General features: G+C 40.7%; 11 protein-coding genes. 9 read left to right on the forward strand and 2 right to left on the reverse strand.

Annotated features, from left to right (window positions below; all coding sequences use genetic code 11):
* The first annotated feature begins 178 nt into the window (after positions 1–178).
* The 5 genes from AHMF7616_RS15280 to AHMF7616_RS15300 all read left to right on the forward strand — a co-directional run bounded on the left by AHMF7616_RS15280 (position 179) and on the right by AHMF7616_RS15300 (position 7,389).
* Positions 179–2,155, forward strand: coding sequence for a transglutaminase domain-containing protein (locus AHMF7616_RS15280; protein ID WP_115373681.1), 1,977 nt, complete (start codon positions 179–181; stop codon positions 2,153–2,155).
* A 31-nt stretch (positions 2,156–2,186) separates the two neighbouring features.
* Positions 2,187–4,106, forward strand: coding sequence for a DUF3857 domain-containing transglutaminase family protein (locus AHMF7616_RS15285; protein WP_115373682.1), 1,920 nt, complete (start codon positions 2,187–2,189; stop codon positions 4,104–4,106).
* Between the two features lie 174 nt (positions 4,107–4,280).
* Positions 4,281–5,075, forward strand: coding sequence for a HipA family kinase (locus AHMF7616_RS15290; RefSeq protein ID WP_115373683.1), 795 nt, complete (start codon positions 4,281–4,283; stop codon positions 5,073–5,075).
* Positions 5,053–5,436: a DUF3037 domain-containing protein gene (locus AHMF7616_RS15295; RefSeq protein WP_115373684.1), complete on the forward strand. Its 384-nt coding sequence runs from the start codon at positions 5,053–5,055 to the stop codon at positions 5,434–5,436. The genes AHMF7616_RS15290 and AHMF7616_RS15295 overlap by 23 nt, the downstream gene beginning before the upstream one ends.
* A 399-nt stretch (positions 5,437–5,835) precedes the next feature.
* Positions 5,836–7,389, forward strand: coding sequence for a protein adenylyltransferase SelO (locus AHMF7616_RS15300; protein WP_115373685.1), 1,554 nt, complete (start codon positions 5,836–5,838; stop codon positions 7,387–7,389).
* Between the two features lie 37 nt (positions 7,390–7,426).
* On the opposite strand, the gene AHMF7616_RS15305 is transcribed toward AHMF7616_RS15300, so the two are convergent.
* Positions 7,427–7,978 (reverse strand): hypothetical protein, encoded by a 552-nt coding sequence (locus tag AHMF7616_RS15305; RefSeq protein WP_115373686.1) that lies wholly within the window; start codon positions 7,976–7,978, stop codon positions 7,427–7,429.
* Positions 7,979–8,340: 362 nt separating this feature from the next.
* On the opposite strand from AHMF7616_RS15305, the gene AHMF7616_RS15310 reads away from it, so the two are divergent.
* The 4 genes from AHMF7616_RS15310 (at position 8,341) to AHMF7616_RS15325 (ending at position 12,150) form a co-directional block, all read left to right on the forward strand.
* A complete protein-coding gene (locus AHMF7616_RS15310) occupies positions 8,341–9,435 on the forward strand; it encodes a BamA/TamA family outer membrane protein (protein ID WP_115373687.1) in 1,095 nt (364 codons plus the stop codon).
* Between the two features lie 307 nt (positions 9,436–9,742).
* Entirely contained in the window at positions 9,743–10,927 is a 1,185-nt protein-coding gene (locus tag AHMF7616_RS15315) for an FG-GAP repeat domain-containing protein (RefSeq protein WP_233507593.1), read from the forward strand.
* A 126-nt stretch (positions 10,928–11,053) separates the two neighbouring features.
* Positions 11,054–11,545, forward strand: a complete 492-nt coding sequence (locus AHMF7616_RS15320) for a helix-turn-helix domain-containing protein (RefSeq protein ID WP_147275639.1) — start codon at positions 11,054–11,056, stop codon at positions 11,543–11,545.
* A gap of 2 nt (positions 11,546–11,547) precedes the next feature.
* Positions 11,548–12,150, forward strand: coding sequence for an IS630 family transposase (locus AHMF7616_RS15325; RefSeq protein ID WP_115372588.1), 603 nt, complete (start codon positions 11,548–11,550; stop codon positions 12,148–12,150).
* Between the two features lie 12 nt (positions 12,151–12,162).
* Here AHMF7616_RS15325 and AHMF7616_RS15330 read toward each other — a convergent pair whose 3' ends face one another.
* Positions 12,163–12,561, reverse strand: a complete 399-nt coding sequence (locus AHMF7616_RS15330; protein ID WP_115373689.1) for a Dabb family protein — start codon at positions 12,559–12,561, stop codon at positions 12,163–12,165.
* Between the last annotated feature and the right edge of the window lie 976 nt (positions 12,562–13,537).

The raw sequence follows: 13,537 nt of genomic DNA on the forward strand, positions 1-13,537 counted from the left end.
GTTCATACTCTATTTTTTAAAAAGCTACAGTTCTGTGTTATAGAGGTACTACATAAAAGAATATTCTTCCACAAACCGGTTGATTGGCACGATATTTAACTACGCGTATATAATTAATTAAAAATATATAATTAAGTAAATACACGCGTAACTAACCCTTTATTGTACAATTAATCATATGATGAAACGTTTACCTCTTTTATTATTTTTGCTTAGTGGTATTTCTTTTTGGTCGGTGGGCCAAACGCCCATGGTAATTCCAAAATTCGGCAAAATTGATCCCAAAGATTTTGAAAAAACGTACAGTGTTGATACCAGTGTAAGCGCTGTAGTGTTATTTGATGTTGGGGAATCTAAATTTGGGGTTGATGCTTCGGGCTTAGTTTTATTTTCTGACCGCCATGTCCGGATAAAAATTTTAAAAAAGAACGGTTACGAGTGGGCAACCGAGACCATTCAGCTCTACGGTAGTTCCAACAGCGATCGGGAAACAGTATCCAATTTAAAAGGAAACACCTATAATCTGGTTGATGGCAAAGTGGCTATCGATAAATTACCCAAAGAATCTGTTTTTACGGAGAAAGAAGATGAGTTCCGGACTAATCAGAAATTTTCCTTACCGAACGTAAAAGAAGGTTCGATCGTGGAATTCAGCTACCGGGTTAAATCCGGCTACATCTTTGATTTTCCGAACTGGACTTTTCAGCGGACTATTCCGGTATTATACAGTGAGTACACCGCCGAGTTTCCGCAATGGTTTGATTACAAGAAAAGCTCTCAAGGGTACGAACCTTTTTATCTGGCTAAATCCGAACCCATTAACGTTAGCTTATCCGAACGCCTGACCGGCTCCGGAACCCGCTTTATTTGGGCTATGAAAGATGTACCCGCCATTGAGGCAGAACCTTACATGGGCAGCATGAAAGATTATGTATCCCGCATTGAATTTGAACTAGGCCAAATTAGCCTCCCCGGTGATTTTGTGCGACCAGTTAATAATAGCTGGGAAAAAATTACGGCTAATCTTTTGCAAAGCGAAAACTTTGGTGGTCGTTTAAAGAAAAATTCCACGATTAAAGCTCTTACCGCCCCCATCCTGGCGCAGCAAACCGATCCGACGAAACGCTTAGAAGCAATTTTTGATTATGTACGATCTAATATCAAATGGAACGAAGCTAACCGGATTTTTGCTACTCAAACTACTAATAAGCTGCTCGAGAAAAAGATAGGCACTTCCGCCGAAATTAATTTATTACTCACAGCTATGCTTAAAGAAGCTGGGATCGAAGCTAATCCAGTTATTTTGAGTACCCGGGGGCACGGCAAAATCAATCCTTATTATCCTAGCTTAACCAAGTTTAACTACACCATTGCGCACGCTACAATCGGCGACAAAGAATTTTTACTGGATGCTACGGAGCCCATGGGAACTGTAAATGTTTTACCAGCGCGGTGTATCAACGAAGTTGGGCGGTTAATTTCCGCAGATAAGTCTGATTGGGTTGCCCTGCAATCCACTGCCAAAGATTCATTTGTTCATCATTCTAAACTAGTAATCGGTGAAGATAACTCAATCAACGGCGAAGTACACGTGGTGCGCCACGGCCATAATGCCTTAAGCTGCCGCACTTCCATTTCCCAAGACGGTGAAAAGAAATACATCGACAATTTAAAAAAGACGTCCGACCTTTTTGAAATTAAAAATATTAACCTCAAAAACACTACGCCTTCCGCTGAACCGCTTATTATTGATTATCAAATAACGGCTTCTGGTCCGTCGCAGCCTAGCAATATTATTTACCTGCAACCACTGCAAAGTTTAGGCATAAAAGCCAATCCATTCAAGCACGAAACCCGGAAATATCCGATTGATTTTACTACGCTTGTTGAACAAGTTTATATGTACACCTACACCATCCCGGCAGGTTTTACCGTAGAGGAACAGCCCAAAAGTGCCCGGGTTGCTTTACCAGAAAATGGCGGCAGCTTTGTTTACAGTGTTACTACCATTGGCAATACGATTAATGTTCTGAGTAAATTAACCATTAACCGCCCGCAATTTATGGCAGAGGAATATCCTTATCTGAAGGAATTTTATAATCAGATTGTAGCCAAGCAGGCCGAGCAGATTGTGTTGAAAAAGACGATTAACTAAGTAAACTACAATTACCAATATTAGGAACAACATGGTAAAATCAATTATTCCATTTCTGCTGGGCTTAGCCTTTAGTGTACAGGCAGTTTATGCCGCGGAAATCCGCTACGAAGTGGGCAGTATTCCAACTCCTTTGCGGGAAAACGCGAATGCTGTTATTCGTTTACATGAAGAAAGTTTTAATATTTCTAGCCCCGGTAAAGCCGTTTATAAAACGCATATTGTAGCTACCATTTTTAACGAAAAGGCCAAAGAGTATTCTTATTGTCAGGTACGCTATGATAAGTTCGTCCGGTTTAACTACCTGAAAGGTAATTTGTACGACGCCAACGGAAAAATTTTAAAAAAACTTAAGCCATCCGAAATTTCAGATGTTTCAGCTAATTCTGGAGGTTCACTCTACGAAGATAATCGGGCCAAAATTGCGGGCTTTACGCCCCCGCAATACCCGTATACCGTAGAGTTTGAATACGAGACTACCTGGAACGGTTTACTTGTATATCCCACGTTTTTTCCGCAAAATGATGAAAACGTAGCGGTTGAGAAAGCCACTTTTCAAATAGAAACTCCAGTCAAGCTAAATTTGCGCTACAAGGAAGTAAACGTAAGTCAAGCCTTAACCGAAAGTACCGATGGTGACCGTAAAAAGTATTCTTGGATCTTAACGAATATTGCTCCCCAGGAACTGGAACCTTTCGGACCCAAACTGGACAAATTAGTGCCTATTGTTTATATAGCTCCCGAAGATTTTGAACTGGACCATTACTCCGGAAACATGAATAATTGGCAGGCTTATGGAAAATGGTATTACGAATTAAATAAAGATCGCGACGTTTTACCAGAAGCTACGGCCAGCAAAATTAAAGCGTTGGTGCAGGATGAAAAAAGTCTGGAAGCAAAAATCAAAAAGGTGTACGAATACTTACAAAGTAATACACGATATGTTGGGATTCAGTTAGGCATAGGCGGTTTACAAACGTTTGATGCGACAACTGTAGCTAAAAATGGCTACGGCGATTGCAAGGCTTTAACCAATTACATGAAAGCCATGCTTAATGCTGTAGGTATTCCTTCGTACGCGGCCCTGGTAAGATCCGGTTCAAATAGTTCTGATATTCGGAAGGATTTTCCTAGTCATCAGTTTAATCACGTAATTTTGAGTGTGCCCTTAGCTAACGACACCATCTGGTTAGAGTGTACCAGCCAAACTGATGCATCAGGTTACTTAGGTGACTTTACTGGCGATCGCCATGTACTATTAATAACTCCGGAAGGCGGCAAATTAGTTAAAACGCCTACCTACCAGGCGCAGCACAACACGCAACTTCGTACCGTTTCTGTTAAACTCGACGAAAACGGAAATGCTACTGCCGAAGTAAATACCACTTATAAAGGTTTGCAACAAGATGAGGCAAGTGCCATAATGCAGGAAACTACTGATCAACAGAAAAAGTGGCTCTACGACAATCTTACTTTATCCAACTTCGATATCAATAAATTCGCTTTTAAAGAAGAAAAAGCGAGGATTCCGGTAGTGAAGGAAAAAATAACTTTGCAAGCTAATAAGTACGCCACCGCTAGTGGTAAACGGCTTTTCCTGGAGGTTAATATGTTGAATAAGTGGCGCAGCGTACCACCCAAATTAGAAAATCGCCAAACGGAAGTAGTTCGTAAAATGGCCTATATTGATTCCGACACTATCCGGTACAGTTTACCTATTGGGGCTTTCGAAATGGAGCATTTACCAGAAACAATATCCGTTAAATCGCAGTTTGGGGAATATACCGCTTCCGTAACAGCCAGCAACAATACGCTTACTTATGTTCGTACGGTGCAGATGCACAAAGGTACCTTCCCGAAAACTGCTTACCCCGAGTTTGTTGATTTCTATAAAAAGGTGGTTGCGGCTGATAAAATGAAGGTAGTTTTATTAAACAGTAAACCGCAGTAGCCTATTTTAATTTTTAAAAGTGCTTCTATCTAAAAAAGGTAGAAGCACTTTTTATTTTGTAGGCTTCCTCCAAAAACTTGAAAAAGGCGCTAAACTTCGCCCAAAATCTTGTACTTGCATTCGTAGATACTCCGGCTAAATGGCTAAAGTAAAAAATACCCATTACTTTTGTGTATGAGTAATAACTTATCGCCGCTCCGGATTGTCCAGATTATTCGTTACGTTACGCCCCTGCGCGAAGGAGGCTCGTTACCGGCTATAGTGGAAGCTGACGATGATTTTTTTTACGTTATTAAATTCCGGGGAGCAGGTCAGGGAATTAAAGCTTTAATCGCCGAACTCATCTGTGGAGAAATTGCCCGGTCTCTTGGATTCCGGGTGCCGGAAATTGTTTTTGCGCAGTTAGATGTAGCTTTTGGTCGCTCTGAACCCGACGAAGAAATTCAGGATTTACTCCGGGCCAGCGAAGGACTGAATTTAGGTTTACATTATCTATCGGGAGCTATAACTTTTGACTCGCTGGTAACTACTGTGGATGCGAAACTGGCCTCCCAAGTAGTTTGGTTAGATTGCCTGATTACCAACGTGGACCGTACTGCCCGGAATACCAATATGCTTATCTGGCACAAAGAACTATGGCTTATTGATCACGGAGCAGCATTGTATTTTCATCACTCGGGTCAGAACTGGGAAGAACAAAGCCAACGTCCTTTTACTCCGATCAAAGACCATGTACTACTGCCGCGGGCTTCTGAACTGGAGACAGTAGACACGGAGTTTCGCGCTATTTTAAACCCCGAATTAATTCAAAATATTGTCGCGCTTATCCCGGCAGAATGGTTAACTGGCGAAGAGGGAGAATCAGCAGAAGAAACCCGGCAGATGTATGCCCAGTTTTTAAACAACCGCATTGCCCATTCCGAAATTTTTGTTCAAGCTGCCCAACATGCCAGAAAAGCACTTATTTGAATACGCTACCATTCGGGTAGTACCCCGCGTAGAACGAGAAGAATTTTTGAATGTGGGCGTTATTCTTTACTGTCCTGGGCAACGTTTTTTGCGAACTTTGTTTGAATTAAAGGAAGACCGTTTACTAGCTTTTTCCCAAAATTTAGTGTTACTAGAAATTCACGAACGTTTACGCGTATTTGAGCAAATCTGCGTTGGCGGAAAACCCGGCGGAATTATTGGGCAACTGCCATTAGCTAGCCGTTTCCGGTGGCTGACCGCTGCCAGAAGTACCGTGGTTCAAACTTCTCCTGTACACCCGGGTTTATGTATCGATGCACAGCAAACTCTTTTGCGTTTGCATAACCAACTGGTTTTATAAAATTAAGACATTAGAATGCTGCGCAACCCTGTTTCAAGTGAACCAATTTTATAAATATTAAAAAAACATACTCCTATCTACTTATACTTGCTTCTAAAATTTTCTGCATTCGCCTGTTACTCTCATTAAAATACTTAATAAAGGGAAGCAAGTTAAAACCAATAGTTGATGTTGCTCCTGAAGTAACTAGTTATACGCCTTACCTGCTATCTGGTACTTAACCGAACCTTATGGTGTAAAAACAGATAAGCCAGTTTGTAAAAGTTTATTCCGAAGTTTAGATAAATCTGAATTACTTGAGTCAAAATCTCGTTTAACACTTTGAATAAAGCAACTCAGTATGTCGTACCGGTTTAGGTACAAGCATAGCTAGTAATACAGGAAATTTTTTAAATTTTTATGCAGCGTCTCTCCACTAAGATATATAAAAACAGGTTTGTAAATGAATTCCCCGGCGACAACAGCGGCAACTTACAACCGCGGCAAACGCCAGGCGTGTTGTACAGCAAAGCCTTTCCCACTCCGGTACAAAATCCGCAGTTACTGGCTTGGTCAGAGGAGTTAGCCCAGGAATTGGAAATACAAACACCTACCCCAGAAGACATTACAATTTTAGGTGGTAATCGGGTTACGGAATCTATGCAGCCTTACGCAGCTTGCTATGCCGGGCACCAATTTGGCAATTGGGCAGGTCAGTTAGGCGATGGCCGGGCTATAACGTTGGGGGAATGGGAAACTAACGCGGGCAAATCCTGGGAACTACAATTAAAAGGTGCCGGTCCTACGCCTTATTCCCGGCGAGCTGATGGCCGGGCGGTGCTGCGTTCTTCGGTGCGGGAATATTTAATGAGCGAGGCTATGTATTACCTAGGCATACCTACCACCCGAGCCTTGAGTCTGGTTTCTACCGGCGACCAGGTAATGCGCGATATGTTTTATAACGGCAATCCGCATTACGAACCAGGTGCTATTGTGCTGCGGGTAGCACCTAGCTTTTTGCGTTTTGGCAATTTTGAAATGCTGGCTGCCCGTCAGGAAGAAGAAAATTTAAAAAAATTAATTATTTGGACTATAAACCGCTTTTATCCGCATATAACCGGCGAAGATAAAATCATAAATTGGTTTAAAGAAGTAGTAGCCCGTACTGCCGGCCTGATGGTAGAATGGCAACGGGTAGGTTTTGTGCACGGCGTCATGAACACGGACAATATGTCTATTTTGGGGTTAACGATTGATTACGGTCCTTTTTCGTTTGTCGATAGCTTTGATTTACGATTTACTCCCAACACCACAGACTTGCCAGGTCGACGTTATGCTTTTGGCAAACAGCCCGGTATTGCTTATTGGAATTTAGGATGCTTGGCCAGTGCGCTAACTCTTCTTTTTTCCGATACCGATCAGTTAGTGGCTGCTCTGGAAACATACGAGCCCATTTATGTGCAAAAATACCATAACATGATGGCGAACAAACTTGGTTTAGATACCATCCGGCCGGAAGATGGCAGCCTGATTGCGGACTTTGAGGAAATGCTTTCGGCAGTAAAGCCCGATATGACTATTTTTTACCAACTGTTAATAGATTTACCCCAAAATTCGGATGAATCAACAATTATCAGTCATTTTCAGGAAAGCTTCTATAAAGAACTAAATTCCGAGAAAACGGCGGTATTTTCTAAGGTAATGCAACGGTATTTAGAACGCCTAAAAACCACTGCCATTCCTAAAGCAGAAACCAAAAGCCGGATGCGCGCTAGCAACCCGCGCTTTATTTTGCGTAATTATTTGCTGCACCAGGCCATTGAGGAACTGGAACGCGGCGAAAGCCAGCTTTTTGAAAAATTACAAGCCGCAATAAAACAGCCTTACTCCCGGAATTTCGACGAGTTTTTTGCCAAAAGACCTGACTGGGCTAGCCAAAAAGCTGGCTGCTCTATGCTCTCCTGCAGTTCTTAAATCAGGTTTATGTGTAACAACTCACTGGTTTCCAGATTTATTTACCAGAAGGCAAATAAATCTGGAAACCAACATTCAGGTTGATGCCGGTAAGGTTCGCCATATTCAGAATAGCATCGTTGTTTCCTGAATTATCATAGCTTAATAATATCTCCAGGCCAACCTGCTCGGAAATAAAATGAACTGCTCCTAGACCAAGTCCGTAAGTAAAAGCAGTAGAGTTATCGTTAAAGTTGGAGTTATCGCTATTATAAGCAATCCGTTGAAAACCAACCCGGCCTTCCAACAAAAGCCGGGTAGTTGCTGCCCCAAAGTATCCCCGGACAAAAGGACTTAAACCAACGCTGGTAGTGGTAGACCCACTGTAAGCATACAACGATAAAGGCAAACTAGCGCCTAGGGCCAAATCATCAGCCACAAACTGGCCCATCCTCGGCGACAGCATTAATAACGTACCTTTATTATTACCAGTACCGATATGTAAGGTCCCGGTTCCACCAATTAACTTAGACCCCATAGACGTTTGTGCCGCGCTGAAGCCAGCCAAACAAACCACCAGGTAAAACAATAATAAAATCTTTTTTGCCATACAGGATAACACTTAATCATTAAATGTTTTAAAATTTTGAAAAATCTGCTGGTTACCTGCTTCTAAGGTAATTTCTGGTTTGGTTGCCAATGTAGTTAATTTCGGCAATACAGTTAAGTTTAAAATGTAATAGTTTATGGTAGAAATTATTCTGGGTAGTTGTAATAAAAGAATTAGCCTGCATCTTCCTAATTCTGGATTTGCCAACTAATTAACAGTAGATTTTAGTATAATTTTTTAAATTTTACTATATTTCTCTATTTCCTTTTACCAAAGTATTCTTTTTGCCAGCTGCAAATTTTCCAAGCTTAATATCTTATAGCCATTAACAAAAGTTCGTTCTAAAATATTGAGGCTTGCCTATGAAAAAAATATACTTATTCTTCTTATTTTTACTATACTTCTTACCGGATAGCCAGGCTGCCTGGCAACCTGATTCTACAATTGTTAAAAAGAAGCTAAGTCTCACTCCTTTTCCGGCTTTATTTTCTACTCCCGAAACTGGTATTGGGTACGGTGCATTGGTAGTTCCGGTCTATAACTTTGGTTCTGATTCGCTTACTCGTAGCTCTAACGGCCAATTGCTGGCTTATTACACGCAAAAAAAGCAATCTTCCGTTCAGCTTACCTATAATATTTATACCAATCACGAACGCTTTAATATAACTGGAGCCGCTAATTATTATGATTGGCCTATTTTATATTATGGTACCGGCAATGCTAATTCTCTTTCCGATTCTTCTTTGGTTACCTACAAGCTCGTGCTTTTGCAGAACCGGGTGTTAAGAAAAATTAAAAATTTTGTTTTTGCGGGTGGTCAGTACCAGCTCACGCGCATTACCGACGTAAGTTATAAAAATGCCTTAAGTAAAATAAAAGAGCGCGACGCAAGCGAGTTAGATGGCACCATTACTTCGGGTTTGGGGCCGGCTTTATTATTAGATAGCCGCGATAATCCTTTAAATACCACCAAAGGTTGGTACGCCGAAATAGGTACTTTTTTTAACCAGAAAGCTTTAGGCAGCGAATTTAATTTTACCCGGTATACGATAGATGTTCGTCGTTTTATTCCTTTATCTGTGAAACAAGTAATTGCTTTTCAAGGCTTAGGAAAGTTCAGTACTGGGCAAGTACCCTTTCGCGAAATGGCCTTATTGGGTGGCGGCCGCACCATGCGCGGTTTTTACGAAGGCCGCTTCCGGGACCGGCAGTTACTAGCCGTACAGGGAGAGTACCGGCATCAGTTATTCTCCAGGGTAGGTTTTGTGGTATTTGGTAGCTTAGGCCAAGTAGGTAATAATGGACAAGATCTAGACATAACCACCCCTAAACGAGCAGCCGGTGGCGGAATACGGTTAATGCTCAACCGGAAACAACGCCTGAATATTCGTATTGATTATGCTATTGGAAGCGATAAAGCCAAGGGTTTGTATTTTGATATTGGCGAGGCTTTTTAGTATTAAAGTTTGCTATTCGGTTTTATCTTGCCCAAATTAGTTTAAGTTTACTGCACAGCTGATGGATAAAACACCACTACTTACTAAGTTCTTAAATAAAATGAGCTGGCTACTATTCTAAAGTAAGCTACTGGATTTTTAAATTTATTAGTCGAACAAAGACTAAGTAATAACAAACAGCTACTTATTCAATAGTAGATATTTTAAAAAATTTAAAATTTAGGCATTCAACTGCCCTAAGTTATTTCTAGAAAACATGATTCATTATTATATCTATCATTTCCTTCATTTACTCCGGAGAGTTTTTTTGAATTTTATTGTTTTAGTAGGCTTACTGGCCGTTGGAGTTATACCGTACACAGCAAGTGCGCAAAAAAGTGCCAAGTCTAAAAAATCAGGTACTATTTCATTTACCAAACAAGTATTAACGGATGAATTTATTGCGGAGGGTGTAGCCGTAGGTGATGTAAATAAAGATGGAAAAGTAGATGTTTTAGCCGGTGCTTACTGGTTTGAAGCTCCCTCCTGGAAAAAGCACGAGATAACTAAACCCGAAAAGTTCTTCTACGAGAAAGGTTATAGCAATGCATTCATTAGTCAAACCTTGGATGTAAATCTGGATGGTTGGTTGGATTTTGTACGGGTTGGTTTCCCGGGCAAAGAAGTTACCTGGTTCGAAAACCCGAAACAACAAGCCGGTTACTGGCCAGCTCACATCATCCATAATACCGTAGGCAATGAGTCAGCAGGCTTTTTCGACGTAGACGGCGATGGCAAATTAGATTTATTAGGCGGGAACTCCATTACTGGACAAATGACTTGGTTTAAACCCCCTGTATCTCCCGAAAACTTAAATTGGCAGCAGATTGCGATCAGCAAAGCAAAAAGCCCTGGATCTGAGCCTTTTTCACATGGATTAGGAGTAGGAGATATAAATAAAGATGGCCGACCAGATGTAATAATAAAAGAAGGTTGGTGGGAAGCCCCAGCCAATCCCATGCAACCAGACTGGACATTTCATCCGGCTAATTTAGGAGAGGCTTGTGCCCAGATGTACGCCTATGATTTTGATGAAGACGGTGATCAGGATGTAGTTGCTTCTTCGGCCCATGGTTTGGGTATTTGGTGGTACGAGCAAACCCGCAACGAGCAAGGAACACCACAATGGAACCGCCATGTAATATCCAATGCTTTTACGCAAACGCATGGATTGGCTTTTACAGATATCAACTCCGACGAAAATCCAGATCTGGTAACCGGTAAACGCTATTTTGCACATATGGGTAAAGATCCCGGCGAATTTGAGCCACCCGTACTCTACTGGTTTGAGCTAAAACCTGGTAAAACACCCACTTGGATTCCACATTTAGTAGATAACAACTCTGGTGCCGGGGTACATGTAGTAACTCAAGACGTAACCCAAGATAAATTAACAGATATTATAATAGCCAATAAAAAAGGAGTGTTTGTTTTTAAACAAGAAAGAAAATAAAATGCCCATTATAGTACATACAGGGCTTTTTAAATATAGTACATGCTACACGCTTTCAAATTTAAAAAAATACCTTATACCAGATAGTAATAAGAACTTTCCATATTTTAGAAATGTTTGGTTTGCATGGGAAGAGTAAAGAAAATAGAGATCCAGGAGAGTGCGTCAGCGTTGCTGGAGTTGATGCAGCAGGAAAAGCGGGCTTTGGTGCAAGCGCGTTTGCAGGCCTTGTATTTATATAAAAGCGGGCAAGCGTCGGATTATGCCACTATCAGCCAGCAGGTGGGCTATGAGCGACACACCATTGGCAAATGGTTTAGCCAGTATGAACAAAAAGGTTTAGCCGCTTGCCAGGCTTTGGAGATGGGGAAGCACTCCGGTTCGCGCATCAGCGGGCCAGCCTTGGCAGAACTTACAGAAAAGCTTAACAGTACGACGGATTACTTTACTTCTTACAAGCAGATTCACCAGTGGCTGCAAGAAGCACATGGTATTCTGCTAAGCTATGAACACGTGCACCGCTTTGTACGCTACTACTTGGGAGCCAAGCTCAAAGTAGTCCGCAAAAGTAACCTGAAGAAAGATGTGGCTTACGAAGAGAAGTATAAAAAAAAGTAAACGTGCTCTTATCTTTTCTGCTCCAACGCTACTATGGGCCTTTAGCCCGAGCCGGGAAAGTGAATAGCTGGAAAGTGTACTTTCAGGATGAGAGCCGGTTTGGTTTGATGACCGTCTTGCGCCGGGCCATTACCCGAGCCGGAGTGAAGCCAGTGGGCGCTTACCAGCACCGTTTTATTTACCGCTACTGTTATGGGTTAGTAGAGCCCCTCTCGGGGGATAAGTTTTTTGTCACCGCGCCGCAAGTCAACACCCTGTTTTTTGAGTATCTGCTCCAGGAGTTTTCCCGCCACGAGCCATCCGTATACAAAATCATTTTCTTGGATAAAGCCGGCTACCATCGGGCCAAACACTTGCAAGTGCCCGAGAATATCCGCCTGGTGTACCTGCCCTCTTCCAACCCGGAACTCAACCCTATCGAAAGGTTCTGGCGGGATATGAAAGATAAAGTTGCTTTTCGCAACTTTCCGGATGAATCAGCGCTGGAAACCTGGATCAACACCACCATTAACAACTACTCCAAAGAACACATTGCTTCGCTAACTGGCTACGAGTATATTCTCCAGGCCGTCTCGCACGCTAAAAATGCTATGGAAGTATCTTAATACTATTCGGTATTATTTACTTTCTGGAGCATAATCTACTACAAATACATCCTCCATTATGCCCAACTTACCTAGCATCTGTCCAAATTTTTTGTGTTCCGCGTGGGGTAAATAAGCATCGCGGGCCGCTGCATCTTTAAATGTAAGTAAATAAACGTGGGTAAAGCCCAAGTTTTTTTTCTCCGGACTATTATTAACGCCATGTTCAAATGATACAATACCCGGGATTTTATTTTTTAAATCTCCTAAAGCCTGTGTTACCTGAGCTATTTGTGCCGGAGTAGCATTAGCTTTGTACTTAAATACTACTATGTGCCGCACCTGTTCCGTTTTAGCCGTAAACGATACAGTAAATAAGACCAAAGCACCAAGTGCTAAGATTAGTAAACCAGATCCAGTTATTTTATTCATGTTGCTATTTTTTGAGCTCTAGTATACTAAAATTTAATAGGTACTACAACTATTTACACTCATCAACAGCATTCTGCCTCCATCAAAGGCGTTTTTAATCTATTTAATTGCGCTTTCTCAAGAATTAAGTTAGATATTTTACTAACTAAACAGTTCTTTTCAGATTTTTCGTAAAATTATGTTCTAGTTAATAATAAATTGTAATTGACTGGTTAATAATAAATTAGAATACTACTTCCGGCTTAAAGGTTATATTCAATATCAAAGGAAACTATTTAACCTATTAAGTTTAGGTACTTACTGTATTTAAAACCACCTTAACTTTATTTCAATACTCCATATTGCTTCGTTCTTCTGTTTAAACCGTAATTCAGGTTTAAGTCAGAAAGAAAAGTCTAAGTATTTTCTTTTTTTATCAAGTAATCTACCATCAATTAAAACTGATTAAAACTGATTTAAGCTGTAAATAATGGTTATACTTTGATTTACTCACTGTATTAAGCGCCTCTTTTTTAATATATAATTTACTTAATATTTTTTTTAATTATTAGAACCAAGTAATTAAATATTCCGTATATTTGATATATTAAAACATTATAATATATTAATATAATAGTTATACATACTCGCTTTTAACTTTAACCATCAACCAAACTTAATTATGCGCTATTGCAAACAAATCTGTCACCGTTGCGGCACTGAAGCAGACTCGCTTCGGGCATCTTGGTTTAATCTTCACATGTTGTGTCAAAATTGTCTCACCGAGGAAGTAGCTCATCCTTTATACGAACAAGCTAAAAGAGCTGAATTTACTAAAACTCAAACTGGCAATTACCGCTTCGAAGGATTTGGCTTACCAGACGATTTACAAAGAAAATATTACCCTAATTAGAGCTATTTACTTAATCAACTATTTAGAATAATTATAATAAATATATAGGTACTACTCAATAAAGTGTAAGGTACAGCATTAAAG

The organism is Adhaeribacter pallidiroseus (assembly GCF_003340495.1).
GTDB lineage: Bacteria > Bacteroidota > Bacteroidia > Cytophagales > Hymenobacteraceae > Adhaeribacter > Adhaeribacter pallidiroseus.